Origin of the sequence: Pseudomonas sp. NyZ201 (genome assembly GCF_049860765.1) — a bacterium.
Classification (GTDB): Bacteria; Pseudomonadota; Gammaproteobacteria; order Pseudomonadales; family Pseudomonadaceae; genus Aquipseudomonas; species Aquipseudomonas bharatica.
In genome coordinates, this window is record NZ_CP187557.1 from 1,446,400 (window position 1) to 1,466,444 (window position 20,045).

Here is a 20,045-nt window from a genome sequence, read left to right on the forward strand (position 1 = left end):
TAATAATTGTGTTTCGGATCTTTTCCGCTCCACTGTCTATCGTTAACTCCACCACCTTCAGGTTCACACCATTGCCCATCACCCTCCACGCGCTGTTCGCCCCCGACAAAGCGGCTTTGCAGTTCGCCATCAAGACCTTGCTCGGTGGCGGCCTGGCGTTGTGGCTGGCCTTGCGCTGGGGCCTTGAACAGCCGTCCTGGGCGCTGATGACCGCGTTCATCGTCGCCCAGCCACTGTCCGGCATGGTCCTGCAAAAGGGCCTGGCGCGGCTGCTTGGCACGCTGGTCGGCACGATCATGTCGGTGCTGTTCATGGCCGTTTTCGCCCAGACTCCCTGGCTGTTCCTGGTCTGCCTGGCGCTATGGCTGGGCCTGTGCACCGCCTGCTCGACCCTGCTGCGCAGCGCCTGGGCCTACTCCTTCGTCCTGGCCGGCTATACCGTGGCGATCATTGCGCTCCCGGCGATCAGCCACCCGTTGCAGATATTCGACCAGGCCGTTGCCCGTTGCACCGAGATCAGTCTCGGTATCGTCTGCGCCACCCTGGCCAGTGCGTTGCTCTGGCCCTTGCGCGTCGAGCGACAGTTGGCGGTGCAGGCGCGCCAGGCCTGGCAGAGCGGTTTGCAGACGGCCAGCGCGACCCTCGGCGGCGACGAGGAGGGGCGCAAGGGCCTCGTGGAGATCCTCGGGCGTATCGTTGCCGTGGACTCCCAGCGTGAACACGCCTGGTTCGAAGGCAGTCTTGGCCGCCAGCGCGCCCGGGCCATCCGCGGGCTGAGCCAGAAGCTCCTGGTGCTGCTGCGTATCGCCCGTTCGGTACGGCGCCAGTGGCGACAACTGGACGACCGCGAGGCGGCGCATCTGCAACCCTGGCTGGACGAAATCCGCGCCGCGCTGGCCAATCCCGACACCGAGGCCTTGCAAGCCTTGCGCGAGCGGGTCTGGCAAGCCGCCCTGGAACTGCGCGACAGCGCCGCCGAACACTATTGCCTGGCGCGCATGACCCTGTTGCTGGACAACGCCGTCGCCGCGACGCAGGCACTGCATGCGGTGGAGCAGGGCCAGGCGCCGGCCGATCTTCCCGATAGCCTTGCGGTACACCGTGATGTGCCCCTGGGCCTGCTCTTCGGCTCACGCAGTGCGCTGGCATTCCTGGCGATGGCGACGTTCTGGATGGCCACGGCCTGGGGCGCGGCGCCCGGTGGCCTGGTGCTGACCTGCGTGGTCTGCAGCCTGTTCGCCAGCCGGGAAAACGGCGCGCAGATCGGTATGAGTTTTCTGCGCGGGATTCTCCTGGCGCTACCGGTGGCCTTCCTGGTCGGGCAGATCCTCTTGCCGCAATGGAGCAGTTTTGCCCTGCTGTGCCTGGGCATGGGCGTGCCGCTGTTCTTCGGTGCGCTGGGTATGGCCAATCCACGCATCGGCGCTACGGCCACGTCCTATTGCCTGCACTTCATCGTGCTGGTCTCGCCGCTGAACACCATGACCTTCAGTGTCGAAAGCTTCCTCAACAATGCCCAGGCCATGCTGATGGGCGTCGGTGCGGCGGTGCTGGCGTTCAAGTTGCTGGTGCTGCGCAATCCGGCCTGGCATGGCCGGCGCTTGCGCGCCGCGACCCAGAGCGACCTGGTACGCCTGACCCGGCGCGACCTGCGTGGCGCCGAAACCTGGTTCGGCGGGCGCATGGCCGATCGCCTGCTGCAATTGGCACGGCACTACAACGCCCTGCCGGAGCATGAGCGCAGCCGCTGGGACGATGGCCTGCATGGCCTGGATATGGGGGATGAGTTGCTGCATTTGCGCATGTGCCTGGCGATCGCCCGGGCCCCGCTCGCGTCGGCCGAACGCGAGTACCTGGAGCGGTTGCAGGACGTGCTGGCGCGAGGCCCGGGGCCTGGGCGCGAGCAGCGCCTGGATGCCGCCAGCGAAACCTTTATCGCCGCCCTGCGCGAGCAACCTGCCAGCGACGCCCTGCGCCTGGCGGTGGGCGCCGTTGTGCAACTGCAAAAGAGCTGGGGCCGCTGGTGCCGCCGCCTGGAGGATCTGCATGGGCTTGCGTGAGTGGGCGCTGGGCGGGGTGCTGCTCAGTCCGTTTCTTCTTTATGTAGTGCTGGCGTTGCTGCTTACCGGGCTGCTGCGCTTCATCCTGCGCCTGACCCCGTTGCAGCGCTGGATCTGGCACGAGGCGCTGTTCGACAGTGCCTTGTTCGTTTGCGTGCTGACCCTGGTCACGCTGTACCTTTGAGGAGTTCGTTCATGCGTACCATCGTGCGTATCGCCTTGACCCTGTGCCTGGTGGCCGTGGCCATCTTCGCCGGCACCCGACTATGGCAGTACTACATGCTCACACCCTGGACCCGCGACGCGAAGATCCGCGCCGACGTGGTGATCGTCGCGCCGGATGTATCTGGCTGGGTGCGCGAGCTGAACGTGAAGGACAACCAGGAGGTCAAGGCCGGCGACCTGCTGATGTCGATCGACAGTGACCGTTTCGAAGCCGCGCTGGACAAGGCCAATGCGGTAGCCGACACCCGTCAGCAACAGTTGCGCTTGCGCGAGCATGAGGCCTCCCGCCGTGCCGCCCTCGGGCCCCAGGCCATCAGCGCCGAACTGCGCGAGAACGCCCAGATCGGCGCCGCCGTGGCCCGTGGCGAACTGCGCCAGGCCCAGGCCGATGCCAAGCTGGCGCAGATCAACCTGGAGCGCAGCAAAGTCAAGGCGCCGCGCAACGGCCATATCACCAACCTGCGCCTGGCCGAGGGCAATTACGTCAATGCAGGACAGTCGGTGATGGCCCTGGTGGATGATTCGACCTTTTATGTCCAGGCCTACTTCGAGGAAACCAAGCTGCCGCGGATCAAGGTCGGCGCGCCGGTGAAAATCTGGTTGATGAGTGCCGGCGAGCCGATGCAGGGCCACGTGCAGAGCATCAGCCGCGGCATCACCGACCGTAACGCCAACCCCGACAGCCAGCTGCTCGCCGAAGTCGAGCCAACCTTCAACTGGGTGCGCCTGGCCCAGCGCATCCCGGTACGCATCAGCCTCGACAAGGTGCCGGAAGGCGTCAACCTGAGCGCCGGCATGACCGCCAGCGTTCAGGTGGGTGAAGCTGACGATCAGAGGAACATGCCGCCGGAGGCCTCGAGGCGCTGACCGGTCACCCAGCCGGCACCGTCGCTGGCGAGCAGGGCAATGGCCGCGCCGATGTCGTCCGGCAGCCCGACCCGTCCGAGCGCAGTATTGCCGGCGATTCCCGCATTGACTTGCTGGTTGTCGCGCACCAGGCCGCCACCGAAATCGGTCTCGATGGCGCCCGGGGCAAGGATGTTCACGCGTATCCCGCGTGGCCCCAGTTCCTTGGCCTGGTAGCGGGTCAGTACTTCCATCGCACCTTTCATCGCCGCGTAGGCGGCATGGCCGGGCATGGTGAAGCGGGTCAGGCCCGTGGAAATATTGATGATCCGGCCATTGTCGGCGATCAGTGGCAACAGGCGCTGGGTGAGGAAGAACGGACCCTTGAGCTGGATGTTCAGCATCTGGTCGAACTGCGCTTCGCTGGTTTCGGCGAAAGGCACGTTCAGGCCAATCCCGGCATTGTTCACCAGCACGTCCAGATGGTCGCGGCCGAAGTCCTTGCTCAGGGTGGCTTTCAGCGTATTGGCGAAAGCTTCGAAGCTGGCGCTGTCGCCAACGTCCAGTTGCAGCATGACGGCGCGGGCACCTGAGTTCTCCAGGGTCGAGGCCAGTGTCTGCGCTTCGCCGGCCTTGCTGTGCCAGGTGCCGATGATATCGAAGCCCTGGGCCGCCAGGTGTTGCGCTGCGTTCTTGCCCAGACCGCGGCTGGCGCCGGTGATAAGTGCAATCTTGCGGGGCATGTGCATTACCTCTTTTTGGGAGCGGGGAGTGAGGCCAGTCTATTGGTCGGTTATGTGCTGATAAATCCGTGCTTATTGGAAAGACTGTTCGCCTGATCCGAACAATGAGTGCTCCGGGAAATGCGCCGGCTTTATGCGCGTCAGCACTATCTGCCGCCGCGGGTGCGCCTGTTCATGGGCTGGCTGTCCGCCCGGCTGCGCGAGCAGCTCGGACCAGCGGCAGATGCAGGCTGAACAGGGTGCCGGCCGCGGCAGACGATTGCACATCCATGTACCCACCATGGGCCAGAGCGATCTGCTTGGCGATGTAGAGTCCCAGGCCAAGGCCGACCTGCGGCGCATCCGAGGCAGGGTGGGAAAAGGGTTCGAACATCTGCGCCATGATGGCCGGGGCGATGGGCTCGCCGTTGTTGTGCACGCTGAGGATGAAATCATCGTCGGCAATCCTCGCCGAAATCCGGATGACTCCCTGTTCGTCGCCGTGCTGCAGCGCGTTGGCGATCAGGTTGGAGAGCACCTGGCAGATCCGCTCGCGATCGCAGTGCATGCCGGAGAGGTCGCCGATGTCCAGTTCGATCAGTCGAGCCGGATGCACCCGCTGCAATTCTCCCGCGACATGGCGCAGCGCCTGGTCCAGATCGGCGCAGGGCTGGATATTCAGGGGAATGCCATCGCCGAGGCGGCCGCGGGCGAAGTCAAGAACGTCCCGTACCAGTTGCGTGGCACGATGACCGGAGGTGAGGATGTGCTCGGCGATGGTCCGCGAGCGCTCGTCGGTAAGGCGCTTGCTCAGCAATTCGGCGCCGGCGGTGATGGCGAACAGCGGATTGCGCAGATCATGGCCGAGCACGGCAATGAATTTTTCCCTTAGCCCGGCGATCTGCCGCTCTTTTTCCAGGGCGATCTCGGTGCGCTGGACGCTTTCTTCGCTTTCGATCTGGATCGACAGCAGGCGGGCAAAGGCTTCCATCATGGGTTGGATGGCACTGCCCTTGAGCGAGCGGGGCAGGGGATCCAGGGCGCAGATGGTGCCGAAGAAGCTGCCGTCGCTGCGCAGTACCGGCACCGCGATGTAGCTCTCGAAGCCGTACAGGCGTGGCGTGGGGTGGTCGCGGTAGGTTTCGTCCTGGCTGGCGTGGTCGATCACTATGGTTTTCTGCCCGGCGCGAATCTCGTTGCACAGGGTGGTGGAGGCTTCCAGTTCGCCACCCACGGCAATGCCGAAACCGAAGGTGTCGAGTACCGCGAGTGCCGTCCAGCGCGCTTCGGTCACCCGCGCGACTGCCGCAAAACGCAGCCCCGTGGTCTCACTGATGACCTGCAGGATGGCCGGGATCACGTTGATCCTGCCTATGGTAGCGCTGTCTGAAAGTGCTGCATTAGTCATCGGAAAAACGGCCACCGAAACGTCGACAAGGATTTCTAGTGTAGCGAGCATCCGGGACTACGAAGAAAATTCCACCCAAGCGGTAGGCAATTTCCAGTAATCTTTCGGAACTCGAGCATTCCCGTCAGAGGTCTGCCCATTCGCCTGCGTGCCAATTCCTTTTGACCAGCACCCACATGGGTGTTTCAGCGAGGTTTGACATGCACATCACTTCCCAGGACATCTGCGCCGCAGCCGACCAGCTCAAGGGCTTCGTCGGGTTCCACCGCAAGCTCGGCAAGCACATCGTGCGCTTCAGCGAAGACTCGTTCGGCATGGACGTGGCCGACGACAGCATCACGCCCAGCAGCGAATTCGTCTGGCAGCGCGGCGAAGGCGAGCTCATGACCTTGAGCCGCGAGCTGATCGACGTACTGCTGGAACAGAATGTCGATGATCGCTTGAATATCAGCGAGCCGCTTCGGGTTTATCAGCGCAGGCGAGATCTGCCGCAGATCATGGCGCAACGTCGACGGCTTGGCTGAGCGCTACCCGGCCTGGCCGTCCTTGCTCCGGTGGCTGTGCAGCAGGGCTTCGAAATCGGCACGTTCCAGTGGCCGGCTCAGGTAGAAGCCCTGGACTTCATGACACTGTTCCATGCCCAGCGCGCGCAATTGCTGTTCGGTCTCGACGCCCTCGGCGGTCACGGTCAGGCCCATGGCCTTGCCCAAGTTGATGATCGCCTGGACCACGGCGCGGTCGTTGCTGTCGCTGCTGAGCCCGGCGACGAAGCGCTTGTCGATCTTGATGCTATCGAAGGGGTAGGTGCGCAGGTAACCCAGGGATGAGTAGCCGGTACCGAAGTCGTCCATGTTCAAACGCACCCCCAGCTCCTTCAGGGCATTCATGGTCCCCAGTGCGCCTTCGATATCGTTGAGCATGACATTCTCGGTGATCTCCAGTTCCAGGCGCTGCGCCGGGAATCCGGTTTCCACAAGGATCCGCCGTACATCGGCGACCACATCGCTGCGCGAGAACTGCGCTGGCGACAGGTTGACCGACACCAGCAGCGGGGCGGGCCAGTCGCGGGCGATCTCGCAGGCGTTGCGCAGGACCCACAGCCCCAGGGGCACGATCAGGTCGCTCTGCTCGGCAAGGGGGATGAAGGTGTCCGGGCCCAGCAGGCCTTCCACCGGGTGCTGCCAGCGCACCAAGGCTTCCACCGAGACGATCTCCAGGCTTTGCAGGTGATAGCGTGGCTGGAAATGCAGGACGAACTCATGATTCTTCACCGCCCGGCGCAAGTCGTTCTCCAACTGCCGGCGATGCTGGATCTGCTGGTTCATTTCCGCTGAGAAGTAGCGCCAGGTGTTCTTGCCCTCGGCCTTGGCCTGGTACAACGCGATATCGGCGCAGCGGATCAGTTCCCCGGGATCGTAGCCCTGCAGGCGGGTCTGGGCGATGCCGAGGCTGGCGCCCACGTGCAGGCTTTGATCCTCGTAGCCGATAGGCTGCTGCAGGCTGTCGATCAAGCGGGCGCAGAACCGATCGATTTCCTTGCGGTTGTTCATGTTGGCGAGTGCCAGGATGAACTCGTCGCCGCCGAGGCGGGCCACCAGGTCACCGTCGCGGGTGGTTTCGCGCAGGCGTGCCGCGACCTCCAGCAATACTGCGTCTCCCGCAGCGTGGCCAAGGGAATCATTGATCGGCTTGAAACTGTCCAGGTCAAGCAGGATCAGGGTCAGTGGCGCAGCCTGCTCGCCCTTGACCAGCGCCTGCTCGAGAAAGCGCGAGAGCTTGTTGCGATTGGCCAGCCCGGTCAGCGCATCGTGCATCGACAGGTGCTGGATATGGGCATGGGCGGCGACTTCGTCGGTGATATCGCTGGCGGTGCCGCGAAAACCGATACGCTGGCCTTTGACCTGTATGGGGCGTGCCGACAGTCGGCAGAAGCGCAGAAGGTTGTGCTTATCGTGATAGACGCAGCGCAGGTGAGCCGCTTGCTGACCCGTGGTTTCGTCGAGGTCGTCGAGCCAGGCGCCGAGAGGTGTGGTGTCGCAACCAAGCAGCAGGTTCAGCGGCTGGCCAAGCCAGTCCCTGGTCTTGTAGCCGGTGACGTCGACGAAGCGTTGCGACAGATAGGTCAGTCGCAGCTGTCGGTCGGTTTCCCAGATCCAGTCGGACGCCGCCTCCGCCACGGCACGAAAACGCTGTTCGCTGGCTTCCAGGGCCTGGTTGCTGGCTTGCAGGGCGCTGAGGTTGTCGTTGATCTGGCGTGAGGCACGCAGGGCATAGCGGAACAACCCGAGCATCAGCAAGCCCAGGAGCAGCATGGCCCCGAGCAGGGCTGGCAATACGCCCCAGAGCAACTGGTCGCCGGGGCGAGGCGGGGTCCATTGCAGGCTATAGCCCAGGTCGTCGAGAGGCAGTTGCGGGGCCTCGTTACTGGCCTTGGCGATGTGCAAGCCGGTGAGGCCGGCATCATCGGCCAGTTTGTCCAGCTTGGCCTGGGTCAGTTGGTCGATGAACAGCATCACCGAGGTGGTTTGCGGATCGATGCCCAGCACGTCGTCATCCGGGCGGATCGCCGCGGCAGTCAGTATTGCCGGCCAGCCGTTGAACAGGACGTAGCGGCTCGCTTGCCCGCGTTCGGGGGCAAGTGCGCGGGCGGCCTCGACGATGGGTTGCACCGCGACATCCATATAGCTGGCAATAGGCGCTGCGCTGGGTTGCCCCTTGAACAGTCCGTACTTGGTGCGCTTGTCGTCGATGACGAAGACACCTTCGTAACCGCTGGCGGTGTACAGCGATTCGCCGACGTTTTTTTCGATATAGGCCCACTGTTCGTCGACCTTGCCGTCCAGGTGTTCGTAGGCGGCGTTCCACACCGCATAGCTGGAAAGAAAGCGGCGCGAGGACTCAAGGCGCTGCTGGAGGGCCTTGTCGACATAAAAGACGCTTTTGCGCCCGGCGCTCTCATTCAGTTGTTGCGCGATGTTGAACAACGCGCCGAAGGCGATCATGCAGGCGAGGACGAACAGCAGCGAGATGCCTGTAATCAGTTTGCGCGTATGCAGGCGGGGACGTGATGAAGGGGAGTGAGCGCTGGCGGGACTATCCATGAAGCGTGCCGGTCCTGTTGCACTGCCTTCGCGAGCCTGCCTCGCGGGCGAACTTCACTCAGGATAGGCGACTCTTGTGGTTGCGCCGCTGTCATCGGCGAAATTGACCTGGTCGCGACCGTTGTTCTTGGCGCTGTAGAGCGCCCGGTCGGCCTCGTTGAGCCAGGCGACCGGGTCGTCGAAGTCGCTGCGGCAAAGGGCAAGGCCGATGCTGAGGCTGATACGCAATTCCGGCAGGGCGTCGTCGCGATAGGCCGCGACCCGTTCGCGCAGGTGTTCCATGAGGCGTCCTGCCTGGGGCAGGGTGGTATCGGGCAGAATCACGCAGAATTCGTCGCCGCCGTAGCGCCCGGCCAGGTCGTTCTCGCGCAGGCTGATCTTCAGCTCCTTGCTCAAGTGGCGCAGTACGGCGTCACCGGCCACATGTCCATAGCTGTCATTGATGCGCTTGAAGTGGTCAATGTCGATGATCGCGATCACCGCGCTGCGTCGCTGCTGCTGGCAGTTCTGGAACTTGAGCTGCAGGAGGTCTTTCCAGGACCCATGGTTGAGCAGGCCGGTCAGGCTGTCGGTGCGACTCAAGGCACTCAGGCTGCGCTTGTGCTCCGACAATTGGATGGCAAGGCGATAGCAGACCCAGCCCAAGGCCAGTGGATAAAGAGTAAGCATGGGCAGGCAGGCGTAGACTTGCTGGGTCGTGCTGACCAGTTGCAGGCCCGGACCCAGCAGCGCCATGCCCAGCAACATGCCGCAAACCTGGGCGAGCGCACCGCGCAGGAACAGGCGCTGTCCGCCAGCGGCTACATTGTTCATGGTCATCATCGACAGGATGGTGATGCTGGGCAGGGGATTGAAATGCATGGCGGCGGTCCAGAATCCGCCGGTCAGGGAGTCGATCAACAGGCTGCGTTGTTCTGTCTGATAGGGTGAGCGCGAGCGCAGCCCGACGAAATAGGCGATGTGCGGCCAGGCCAGGCCATTGATGAACATGGCAACCCATACCCAGGCCGGGGGATCGAGAGGCAGCATGCCCGCATAGACGCCGAGCAGGCCGATGCCCATGCCGATCGTCCGTGGTGCATGGATCCTTCTTACGAATGAAAGTCCCTTGCCTCTTTTATTGTCCATCATTGGGTTCGCACTTTTCCGGAACGCCGTTTATCGCATAAAACCGTGCGTATTGTTGAACAATCGCCCTGTGGCCAAGAATGGCCTTGCGAGCCATTTGAAGGGTGATCGGACGCATACGCGTATCTATTCATGCGCATGGCACTCTTCGGCCGTGATCACCGAGCACTTCCGCCCGCGCGCATGAAGCTTTTGAAAATTTTGGAAATATTCCCTTGACGGGGCGTTTTCGTTCTGTAGAATGCGCCCCCACACAGCGAGCAAACGCTGATGTAGCTGAAGCAAGTGTTTGAAGTTGAACGAAAAATTCTGAAAGACTTCAAAATAAACGCTTGACAGGCTGAGAGGAAAGCGTAGAATGCGCGCCTCGGTTGAAGCGAAACGCTTCGCCAAACGCTCTTTAACAATCGAATCAAGCAATTCGTGTGGGTGCTTGTGGTAATGGACTGATAGTCAGAAAGATTATCAGCATCACAAGTGACTATACGAGCAATCGAATAGTTCATTTTGAGATTGCTGAGCCAAGTTTAGGGTTTTCTCAAAACCCAAGCAGTATTGAACTGAAGAGTTTGATCATGGCTCAGATTGAACGCTGGCGGCAGGCCTAACACATGCAAGTCGAGCGGATGAGAAGAGCTTGCTCTTCGAGTTAGCGGCGGACGGGTGAGTAATGCCTAGGAATCTGCCTGGTAGTGGGGGACAACGTTTCGAAAGGAACGCTAATACCGCATACGTCCTACGGGAGAAAGCAGGGGACCTTCGGGCCTTGCGCTATCAGATGAGCCTAGGTCGGATTAGCTAGTTGGTGAGGTAATGGCTCACCAAGGCGACGATCCGTAACTGGTCTGAGAGGATGATCAGTCACACTGGAACTGAGACACGGTCCAGACTCCTACGGGAGGCAGCAGTGGGGAATATTGGACAATGGGCGAAAGCCTGATCCAGCCATGCCGCGTGTGTGAAGAAGGTCTTCGGATTGTAAAGCACTTTAAGTTGGGAGGAAGGGCAGTAAGCGAATACCTTGCTGTTTTGACGTTACCAACAGAATAAGCACCGGCTAACTCTGTGCCAGCAGCCGCGGTAATACAGAGGGTGCGAGCGTTAATCGGAATTACTGGGCGTAAAGCGCGCGTAGGTGGTTCGTTAAGTTGGATGTGAAAGCCCCGGGCTCAACCTGGGAACTGCATCCAAAACTGGCGAGCTAGAGTAGGGCAGAGGGTGGTGGAATTTCCTGTGTAGCGGTGAAATGCGTAGATATAGGAAGGAACACCAGTGGCGAAGGCGACCACCTGGGCTCATACTGACACTGAGGTGCGAAAGCGTGGGGAGCAAACAGGATTAGATACCCTGGTAGTCCACGCCGTAAACGATGTCAACTAGCCGTTGGAATCCTTGAGATTTTAGTGGCGCAGCTAACGCATTAAGTTGACCGCCTGGGGAGTACGGCCGCAAGGTTAAAACTCAAATGAATTGACGGGGGCCCGCACAAGCGGTGGAGCATGTGGTTTAATTCGAAGCAACGCGAAGAACCTTACCAGGCCTTGACATGCAGAGAACTTTCCAGAGATGGATTGGTGCCTTCGGGAACTCTGACACAGGTGCTGCATGGCTGTCGTCAGCTCGTGTCGTGAGATGTTGGGTTAAGTCCCGTAACGAGCGCAACCCTTGTCCTTAGTTACCAGCACGTCATGGTGGGCACTCTAAGGAGACTGCCGGTGACAAACCGGAGGAAGGTGGGGATGACGTCAAGTCATCATGGCCCTTACGGCCTGGGCTACACACGTGCTACAATGGTCGGTACAGAGGGTTGCCAAGCCGCGAGGTGGAGCTAATCTCACAAAACCGATCGTAGTCCGGATCGCAGTCTGCAACTCGACTGCGTGAAGTCGGAATCGCTAGTAATCGCGAATCAGAATGTCGCGGTGAATACGTTCCCGGGCCTTGTACACACCGCCCGTCACACCATGGGAGTGGGTTGCACCAGAAGTAGCTAGTCTAACCTTCGGGGGGACGGTTACCACGGTGTGATTCATGACTGGGGTGAAGTCGTAACAAGGTAGCCGTAGGGGAACCTGCGGCTGGATCACCTCCTTAATCGACGACATCAGCCGTACCATGAGCTCCCACACGAATTGCTTGATTCATTGAAGAAGACGGAAGAAGCAGCTTATTGGGTCTGTAGCTCAGTTGGTTAGAGCGCACCCCTGATAAGGGTGAGGTCGGCAGTTCGAATCTGCCCAGACCCACCAATTAAGTTACACCATTCAGTGTCATGCCTCAGTCTGGGGCCATAGCTCAGCTGGGAGAGCGCCTGCCTTGCACGCAGGAGGTCAGCGGTTCGATCCCGCTTGGCTCCACCATAATCTGCTTCCTGTAGCTAAAGCTTAGAAATGAGCATTCGGTTCGAATGTTGATTTCTAGTCTTTGTTGACTGGTCCGTTCTTTAAAAATTTGGGTATGTGATAGAAATAGACTGAACGACACTTTCACTGGTGTTGATTCAGGCTAAGGTAAAATTTGTGAGTTTTTGTCATGAATTTTCGGCGAATGTCGTCTTCACAGTATAACCAGATTGCTTGGGGTTATATGGTCAAGTGAAGAAGCGCATGCGGTGGATGCCTTGGCAGTCAGAGGCGATGAAAGACGTGGTAGCCTGCGATAAGCTTTGGGGAGTCGGCAAACAGACTGTGATCCAGAGATCTCTGAATGGGGGAACCCACTCAGCACAAGCTGAGTATCTTGTACTGAATACATAGGTACATGAGGCGAACCAGGGGAACTGAAACATCTAAGTACCCTGAGGAAAAGAAATCAACCGAGATTCCCTTAGTAGTGGCGAGCGAACGGGGACTAGCCCTTAAGTTGACTTGAGATTAGTGGAAGGCTCTGGAAAGTGCCGCCATAGTGGGTGATAGCCCCGTACACGAAAATCCCTTGTCAATGAAATCGAGTAGGACGGAGCACGAGAAACTTTGTCTGAATATGGGGGGACCATCCTCCAAGGCTAAATACTACTGACTGACCGATAGTGAACCAGTACCGTGAGGGAAAGGCGAAAAGAACCCCGGAGAGGGGAGTGAAATAGAACCTGAAACCGTATGCGTACAAGCAGTGGGAGCCTACTTTGTTAGGTGACTGCGTACCTTTTGTATAATGGGTCAGCGACTTATATTCAGTGGCGAGCTTAACCGAATAGGGGAGGCGTAGCGAAAGCGAGTCTTAATAGGGCGTTTAGTCGCTGGGTATAGACCCGAAACCGGGCGATCTATCCATGGGCAGGTTGAAGGTTAGGTAACACTGACTGGAGGACCGAACCGACTACCGTTGAAAAGTTAGCGGATGACCTGTGGATCGGAGTGAAAGGCTAATCAAGCTCGGAGATAGCTGGTTCTCCTCGAAAGCTATTTAGGTAGCGCCTCATGTATCACTCCAGGGGGTAGAGCACTGTTTCGGCTAGGGGGTCATCCCGACTTACCAAACCGATGCAAACTCCGAATACCTGGAAGTGCCGAGCATGGGAGACACACGGCGGGTGCTAACGTCCGTCGTGAAAAGGGAAACAACCCAGACCGTCAGCTAAGGTCCCAAAGTCATGGTTAAGTGGGAAACGATGTGGGAAGGCTTAGACAGCTAGGAGGTTGGCTTAGAAGCAGCCACCCTTTAAAGAAAGCGTAATAGCTCACTAGTCGAGTCGGCCTGCGCGGAAGATGTAACGGGGCTCAAACCATGCACCGAAGCTACGGGTATCACTTAGGTGATGCGGTAGAGGAGCGTTCTGTAAGCCTGTGAAGGTGAGTTGAGAAGCTTGCTGGAGGTATCAGAAGTGCGAATGCTGACATGAGTAACGACAATGGGAGTGAAAAACTCCCACGCCGAAAGACCAAGGTTTCCTGCGCAACGTTAATCGACGCAGGGTTAGTCGGTCCCTAAGGCGAGGCTGAAAAGCGTAGTCGATGGAAAACAGGTTAATATTCCTGTACTTCCGGTTATTGCGATGGAGGGACGGAGAAGGCTAGGCCAGCTTGGCGTTGGTTGTCCAAGTTTAAGGTGGTAGGCTGGAATCTTAGGTAAATCCGGGATTTCAAGGCCGAGAGCTGATGACGAGTTGCCTTCAGGCGACGAAGTGGTTGATGCCATGCTTCCAAGAAAAGCTTCTAAGCTTCAGATAACCGGGAACCGTACCCCAAACCGACACAGGTGGTTGGGTAGAGAATACCAAGGCGCTTGAGAGAACTCGGGTGAAGGAACTAGGCAAAATGGCACCGTAACTTCGGGAGAAGGTGCGCCGGCGAGGGTGAAGGACTTGCTCCGTAAGCCCATGCCGGTCGAAGATACCAGGCCGCTGCGACTGTTTATTAAAAACACAGCACTCTGCAAACACGAAAGTGGACGTATAGGGTGTGACGCCTGCCCGGTGCCGGAAGGTTAATTGATGGGGTTAGCTAACGCGAAGCTCTTGATCGAAGCCCCGGTAAACGGCGGCCGTAACTATAACGGTCCTAAGGTAGCGAAATTCCTTGTCGGGTAAGTTCCGACCTGCACGAATGGCGTAACGATGGCGGCGCTGTCTCCACCCGAGACTCAGTGAAATTGAAATCGCTGTGAAGATGCAGTGTATCCGCGGCTAGACGGAAAGACCCCGTGAACCTTTACTATAGCTTTGCACTGGACTTTGAATTTGCTTGTGTAGGATAGGTGGGAGGCTTTGAAGCGTGGACGCCAGTTCGCGTGGAGCCATCCTTGAAATACCACCCTGGCAACTTTGAGGTTCTAACTCAGGTCCGTCATCCGGATCGAGGACAGTGTATGGTGGGTAGTTTGACTGGGGCGGTCTCCTCCTAAAGAGTAACGGAGGAGTACGAAGGTGCGCTCAGACCGGTCGGAAATCGGTCGCAGAGTATAAAGGCAAAAGCGCGCTTGACTGCGAGACAGACACGTCGAGCAGGTACGAAAGTAGGTCTTAGTGATCCGGTGGTTCTGTATGGAAGGGCCATCGCTCAACGGATAAAAGGTACTCCGGGGATAACAGGCTGATACCGCCCAAGAGTTCATATCGACGGCGGTGTTTGGCACCTCGATGTCGGCTCATCACATCCTGGGGCTGAAGCCGGTCCCAAGGGTATGGCTGTTCGCCATTTAAAGTGGTACGCGAGCTGGGTTTAGAACGTCGTGAGACAGTTCGGTCCCTATCTGCCGTGGACGTTTGAGATTTGAGAGGGGCTGCTCCTAGTACGAGAGGACCGGAGTGGACGAACCTCTGGTGTTCCGGTTGTCACGCCAGTGGCATTGCCGGGTAGCTATGTTCGGAAGAGATAACCGCTGAAAGCATCTAAGCGGGAAACTTGCCTCAAGATGAGATCTCACTGGAGCCTTGAGCTCCCTGAAGGGCCGTCGAAGACTACGACGTTGATAGGTTGGGTGTGTAAGCGCTGTGAGGCGTTGAGCTAACCAATACTAATTGCCCGTGAGGCTTGACCATATAACACCCAAGCAATCTGCGCTGAGAAGCCGGATTGTGGTGGTGAAGACGCAATGAACCGAAAGTTCGTGCAGACCACAACTGTCACATACCCGATTTGCCGAGGCGTCGAAAGACGAGTTGGCACACAGAATTTCTTGACGACCATAGAGCATTGGAACCACCTGATCCCATCCCGAACTCAGTAGTGAAACGATGCATCGCCGATGGTAGTGTGGAGCTTCTCCATGTGAGAGTAGGTCATCGTCAAGATTCAATTCCGAAACCCCTATCTGCTTATGCAGGTAGGGGTTTTGTCTTTTCCGGCCAGAAAAAACACCTGAAAACACGGGGCCATTTGGCCCCGTGAAAAGATTTAGACGAATGCCTGGGGTGCAACGCCTCGTGGCAGGCGGCAACGATCGGGAAGAGCGCTCAGGCGCGCGCGCCAGTTGGCCTTGAAGCAGAAGGTGGCGGCTTTCTCGCGTGCCTGACTCACCTGGCGCTGCTTGCGCAGTTCAGCCAGGGACGGTGCTTTCTTCACCGGCGCGGCTTCCGCCTTGGCCAGCGAGCGCTGGCACGATTTGCAATCCACTTCGGCCTCGACCGCGCTGATGCTCAGGTTGTTACCGACGCGACCACAGGCGACGCTGTCGCCGTTCGTTGAGTAATGCATTACCAAAACAGTACATCTCCATTCTGCGGAACAAAAAAGCCGCGCATTTTCTCACAGCTGGGCAAAGAGATGCCGCGTCCGGTCGGCCTGTACTCATCTTGTTGCAATTGCCAGAGCGGACTCTGCACAGATAGAATTGATAGCAATTCTTACTTACATTAATGCCGTCCGCCGTCGGCGCCCAGTGGTCTCTATGTCGTTGACTGATCGCGCCTCCTACCCGCATATCCAGGCCCTCTATTGCGAGCATCATGGCTGGCTGCACGGCTGGCTCCAACGCAAACTGGGTAACACCAGCGATGCTGCCGACCTGGCCCACGATACCTTCGTACGCTTGTTGACCCGACCGTCCCGCAGCTTTGGCAGTGAACCTCGGGCCCTGTTGACTCACATCGCCAAGGGCCTGGTCATCGACCGCTGGCGACGTCAGGATGTCGAACGGGCGTATCTGCAAAGCATCGCCCATTTGCCCGAAGCCGAAGTTCCCTCGCCAGAAACCCGCTGGCTGATCCTCGAGACGCTGCAGCGCATTGACGCCATGCTCCGCGAACTGCCCGAGCGCACGCGCGAAGCCTTCCTTCTTTCGCAGATCGACGGCTTGACCTACCCGCAGATCGCCAACCGGCTCGGCGTATCGTTGATCACCGTCAAACGCCATATGCGCGAGGCGTTTATCGCCTGCCTGAGCGTCGGCTGATGAATCCCGATATCGACCCGCTGATCCTCGGTGAAGCCGCCGACTGGCTGGTGCAACTGCAGTCCGGTGCTCCGACCGACGCAGACCACCGCGCGATCCAGCTGTGGTGCAAGCGCAGCCCGCAGCATGCATTGGCCTGGCAACGTGCCGAAGCCCTGCTCGGTGACTTGCATGCGTTACCCGGCAGTCTTGCCAGTGACACCTTTCGGCGCCTGCACCACAGCAAGCGCGTCGGCCGCCGCCAGGCCCTGCACCGTCTTGGCTTGTTCCTGCTGGCTGGTCCCGCATTGTGGATGGCCTATCGCGAGCTTCCCTGGCAGCAGTGGAGCGCTGATCAGCGCACCGCCATTGGTGAGCAGAAGTCCGTCGTCCTCCCGGACGGCACGCAACTGCTGATCAATACCGGCAGCGCCGTGAACATCGCCTTCAACGCCCATGAGCGGCGGATCAAGCTGCTGGAAGGTGAACTTCTGATCAGCACCGCCAAGGACCCGACCCGTTCCCTTGTTCTCGAAACCCGTCACGGCACCGCCCGGGCCCTCGGCACACGGTTCAGCGTTCGGATCGAAGGGCAGCAGAGTCATGTGTTCGTCACCGAAGGCGCCGTGGAAATGCACCCGGCCCAGGCAAGTGGGGCACTGATCCTGAACGCGGGTGAACAAGGCAGTTTCGGCCGCGAAACCCTCAGCCCGGCCCAGCCCCTGGACACGGCAGCGCTGAGCTGGGAGCACGGCATGCTGCTCGCGCGCACTATGCGCCTCGACGACCTGCTCGCCGAGCTTGGCCGCTATCGCCGCGGGGTGCTGCGTTGCCATGGCGACGTCGCCGCCCTGACGGTATCCGGCGCCTTCCCTGTGAAAGATACCGATGCCAGCCTGCGCCTGCTCCAGGACACCCTGCCGATCCGCATCAACAGCCTGACCCATTACTGGGTTGCGATCGAACCCCGCTGAAATAAAATCACACGCCGCCTGATACCTTTTTCCAGCCCCTTCGGTGAGGAAGTGAATCCTCACTTTCCTTTTTGCCGACAGGAGCTTCGCATGACATCCAGGCTGTTGCAGTCCGTTTCCCGAGTCAGTCCTCCGCGTATTGTCTTGAAGACGTTGAGCCTGGCTATCGCCCTCGCAGCCCTGGTTCCGCCACACAGTGTCAGCGCCGCCGAAGCGCTGCCGAACAGCGTTGGCCGCGGCTACAGCATCGAGCCCGGAGCCTTGGGGGATGTACTGGCCCGGTTCGCCGTGATTTCCGGCGTGCCGCTGTCCTTCGATGCGAAGCTGCTCAATGATCGGCATAGCCCTGGTCTGCAAGGCAACTACAGCGTCGAGGGCGGTTTCGCCCAACTTCTGCAGGGTAGTGGCTACGTGTTGCAGAGCCTTGGCAGCAATGGCTACACCCTGGCCCCGGCCGCCAGCGGCGACGTGTTGCAACTGGGCGCCACCAATGTCAATGCTACAGGTGACTTCGCTGACGATACCTATGCCGGCGGCCAGGTCGCACGCAGTGCCCACCTCGGTGTGCTGGGCAACCGATCGATCACCGACGTGCCTTTCAGCGTTGTCAGCTATACCGCCAAGACCATCGCCGACCAGCAAGCCCGTACCGTTGGCGACGTCCTGCTCAACGATGCCGCCGTGCGCCAGTCGGCGGGTTTCGGTAACTTTTCCCAGGTTTTCACCATCCGCGGCCTGCCGCTGCAAAGCGACGATATCGCCTTCAACGGCCTGTACGGTGTTCTGCCTCGGCAGATCATCAACACCGAGGCGGTGGAAAGGGTGGAGTTGTTCAAGGGGCCCAATGCCTTCATCAACGGCGTCGCCCCGCAAGGCAGCGGTATCGGCGGCAGCGTCAACCTGGTGCCCAAGCGCGCCGGAGACACTCCGACACGCAGCGTGACCCTGGACTACACCAGCGACGCCCAGGTTGGCGGCCATCTCGATCTTGGCCAGCGTTTCGGCGAAGACAACCGCTTCGGCGCACGGATCAACCTGGCCCAGCGCGGCGGAGAAACGGCCATCGATGATGAGCGCAAGCGCACTTCGCTGATCGCCGTCGGCCTCGATTACCGTGGCGAGCGGCTGCGGCTTTCTACCGATTTCGGTTACCAGAAGCAGCGCATCGACAATGGTCGCGCCGTGGTCTACCCCAATGGCACCAAGGTGCCCCATGCACCCTCGGCGAAGAACAACTACGCCCAGGACTGGAGCTGGTCCGAGCTGGAAGACACCTACGGCATGCTCAATGGCGAGTACGACCTCAACGACAACTGGACCGCCTACGCCGGTATCGGTGCCAAGCACACCCGGGAGAACGGTATTTATTCTTCGTTGTATGTGGGCAACGACGGTAGCGGTCGCACGGGCTTTCTGTATCCGCCCCATGACGAGGATAACAAGAGTGCCGTCGCCGGCCTGGATGGTCGGTTCGACACCGGCCCTGTCAGCCACCGGATGAACCTGGGCCTGTCCGGCATGTGGGGCGAGCAGCGTTCGGCGTATGAAGCGATCCTGGTGGCGAACCGGCCGGTGGGCAACCTGTACCAGCCGATCCAGGTGCCGCGGCCGACCAACACCTATTTCGGCAGCGATATCCACGACCCGCGTGTCGTCGGCAAGAACCGCATCAAGAGTGTCGCGCTGTCCGATACCTTCGGTTTTATCGACGATCGTGTGTTGCTCACCCTTGGCGTACGTCGCCAGACCCTTGAGGTCGACGCCTGGAACACTGCCAGCGGTGCGCGCACCAGCAACTACGACGAGTCCATCACCACACCGGTCTATGGCCTGGTGATCAAGCCCTGGGAGCACGTGTCCTTCTATGCCAACCGCATCGAAGGCCTGGCCCAGGGGCCGACCGCTCCGCTGACCAACGTCACCAACCCTGGTGAAGTCTTTCCGCCCAAGCGCAGCAAGCAGACCGAGGCCGGGGTCAAGCTGGACTGGGACAGTTTCGGTGCGACCCTGGGTGTTTACCGCATCGAGCAGCCGAACAATTCCACCAGCTACACCCCCGGCGTAGCCCTCGGTACCTTCAATGTCGATGGCGAACAGATCAACAAAGGGGTCGAGCTGAACGTCTTCGGCGAGCCACTCGACGGCCTGCGGGTGCTGGCCGGTGCCACCTGGATGGACACCGAGCAGAAGAACACGGCCAATGGCGCCACCGACGGTAATCGCGCTGCCGGTGTGCCTCGCTTCCAGTTCAACCTTGGAGGCGAATGGGATGTGCCGGGCATCCAGGGCGCTGCCATCAGCGGGCGCCTGCTGCGCACCGGGGGTGAATACGTCAATGCGGCCAACACCCTGAGCATTCCGGCCTGGACGCGGGTCGACCTCGGTGCGCGGTATGGCTTCAAGGCCGACGATAAGTACATCACCCTGCGCGCCAATGTGGAGAATGTGGCGAACAAGGCGTACTGGGCCTCGGCCTCGACGGCGAACAACTACCTGACACAAGGAGAGCCGCGCACCCTGAAGCTTTCCGCCACCGTGGATTTCTAAGCGTCCTTTCGGCGCCGATCGCCAGCTCCCGTCCACCGGTGGAGATTGGCGATCGGAGCCCGCCGCTTCGCTTTTATTTACATATCTTCCAATCGCCGCCCCCGGCCCTCTGCTTTACTTCTCCGCGCAGCTCGCGCCGTTCGTCGATTTCCGGATCGACCAGAAGGAACTTTTCATGTGCCTGCCTTGGTTTCGCTTGCCAAGAAGGAAATGGCTATTGAATT

The 20,045-nt window shown here is 59.9% G+C and carries 12 protein-coding genes, 2 tRNA genes and 3 rRNA genes; 12 read left to right on the plus strand and 5 right to left on the minus strand.

All coding sequences use genetic code 11. The features are described from left to right. Positions 1-71 precede the first annotated feature (71 nt). Genes ACPFMA_RS06670 through ACPFMA_RS06680 form a run of 3 tightly spaced genes read left to right on the plus strand, consistent with a single transcriptional unit; the run spans position 72 to position 3,152 of the window. Positions 72-2,060 carry an FUSC family protein gene (locus ACPFMA_RS06670; RefSeq protein WP_425929885.1) on the plus strand — a complete coding sequence of 663 codons (1,989 nt, stop codon included), beginning with the start codon at positions 72-74 and terminating at the stop codon, positions 2,058-2,060. Beyond that, on the plus strand, positions 2,047-2,244 hold the full coding sequence (locus ACPFMA_RS06675; RefSeq protein WP_420059028.1) for a DUF1656 domain-containing protein: 198 nt from the start codon (positions 2,047-2,049) through the stop codon (positions 2,242-2,244). The genes ACPFMA_RS06670 and ACPFMA_RS06675 overlap by 14 nt, the downstream gene beginning before the upstream one ends. Before the next feature lie 11 nt (positions 2,245-2,255). Continuing rightward, the gene (locus tag ACPFMA_RS06680) at positions 2,256-3,152 is read left to right on the plus strand and encodes an efflux RND transporter periplasmic adaptor subunit (protein ID WP_064303740.1); all 897 of its coding nucleotides are present in this window, start codon (positions 2,256-2,258) and stop codon (positions 3,150-3,152) included. Here the strand turns inward: ACPFMA_RS06680 and ACPFMA_RS06685 are convergent. Both ACPFMA_RS06685 and ACPFMA_RS06690 read right to left on the minus strand, forming a co-directional pair. Further along, the gene (locus ACPFMA_RS06685) at positions 3,116-3,874 is read right to left on the minus strand and encodes an SDR family NAD(P)-dependent oxidoreductase (protein WP_064303741.1); all 759 of its coding nucleotides are present in this window, start codon (positions 3,872-3,874) and stop codon (positions 3,116-3,118) included. The genes ACPFMA_RS06680 and ACPFMA_RS06685 overlap by 37 nt on opposite strands. Positions 3,875-4,046: 172 nt before the next feature. After that, entirely contained in the window at positions 4,047-5,261 is a 1,215-nt protein-coding gene (locus tag ACPFMA_RS06690; RefSeq protein ID WP_425929886.1) for a GAF domain-containing sensor histidine kinase, read from the minus strand. A gap of 200 nt (positions 5,262-5,461) precedes the next feature. Between ACPFMA_RS06690 and ACPFMA_RS06695 the strand changes: the two genes are divergently transcribed. Next, a complete protein-coding gene (locus tag ACPFMA_RS06695) occupies positions 5,462-5,785 on the plus strand; it encodes a DUF2025 family protein (protein ID WP_009408346.1) in 324 nt (107 codons plus the stop codon). A 3-nt stretch (positions 5,786-5,788) separates the two neighbouring features. Here the strand turns inward: ACPFMA_RS06695 and ACPFMA_RS06700 are convergent, their stop codons facing one another. Both ACPFMA_RS06700 and ACPFMA_RS06705 read right to left on the minus strand, forming a co-directional pair. Next, on the minus strand, positions 5,789-8,362 hold the full coding sequence (locus ACPFMA_RS06700; RefSeq protein WP_425929887.1) for a bifunctional diguanylate cyclase/phosphodiesterase: 2,574 nt from the start codon (positions 8,360-8,362) through the stop codon (positions 5,789-5,791). Between the two features lie 54 nt (positions 8,363-8,416). Beyond that, positions 8,417-9,490 carry a diguanylate cyclase gene (locus ACPFMA_RS06705; RefSeq protein WP_064303744.1) on the minus strand — a complete coding sequence of 358 codons (1,074 nt, stop codon included), beginning with the start codon at positions 9,488-9,490 and terminating at the stop codon, positions 8,417-8,419. Between the two features lie 557 nt (positions 9,491-10,047). Between ACPFMA_RS06705 and ACPFMA_RS06710 the strand changes: the two genes are divergently transcribed. The 5 genes from ACPFMA_RS06710 to rrf all read left to right on the plus strand — a co-directional run bounded on the left by ACPFMA_RS06710 (position 10,048) and on the right by rrf (position 15,221). Continuing rightward, positions 10,048-11,584, plus strand: a 16S ribosomal RNA gene (locus ACPFMA_RS06710). A 78-nt stretch (positions 11,585-11,662) separates the two neighbouring features. After that, positions 11,663-11,739: transfer RNA gene (locus ACPFMA_RS06715), tRNA-Ile, on the plus strand. A gap of 35 nt (positions 11,740-11,774) precedes the next feature. Beyond that, positions 11,775-11,850: transfer RNA gene (locus tag ACPFMA_RS06720), tRNA-Ala, on the plus strand. 228 nt (positions 11,851-12,078) lie between these two features. Then, positions 12,079-14,969 (plus strand): 23S ribosomal RNA (locus tag ACPFMA_RS06725). A gap of 136 nt (positions 14,970-15,105) precedes the next feature. Continuing rightward, positions 15,106-15,221, plus strand: a 5S ribosomal RNA gene (rrf, locus tag ACPFMA_RS06730). The 16S, 23S and 5S rRNA genes sit together here with 2 tRNA genes alongside, the layout of an rRNA operon. 103 nt (positions 15,222-15,324) lie before the next feature. Here rrf and ACPFMA_RS06735 read toward each other — a convergent pair. Beyond that, complete coding sequence (locus ACPFMA_RS06735; protein ID WP_425929888.1) at positions 15,325-15,624, minus strand: hypothetical protein; 300 nt, start codon at positions 15,622-15,624, stop codon at positions 15,325-15,327. A 193-nt stretch (positions 15,625-15,817) separates the two neighbouring features. On the opposite strand from ACPFMA_RS06735, the gene ACPFMA_RS06740 reads away from it, so the two are divergent. From ACPFMA_RS06740 to ACPFMA_RS06750, 3 genes are all read left to right on the plus strand, one after another. Further along, a complete protein-coding gene (locus ACPFMA_RS06740; protein WP_420059295.1) occupies positions 15,818-16,321 on the plus strand; it encodes a sigma-70 family RNA polymerase sigma factor in 504 nt (167 codons plus the stop codon). Beyond that, a complete protein-coding gene (locus ACPFMA_RS06745; protein ID WP_420059294.1) occupies positions 16,321-17,274 on the plus strand; it encodes a FecR domain-containing protein in 954 nt (317 codons plus the stop codon). Before ACPFMA_RS06740 ends, ACPFMA_RS06745 begins: the two co-directional genes overlap by 1 nt. Before the next feature lie 90 nt (positions 17,275-17,364). After that, on the plus strand, positions 17,365-19,821 hold the full coding sequence (locus ACPFMA_RS06750; protein ID WP_425929889.1) for a TonB-dependent siderophore receptor: 2,457 nt from the start codon (positions 17,365-17,367) through the stop codon (positions 19,819-19,821). Positions 19,822-20,045 lie beyond the last annotated feature (224 nt).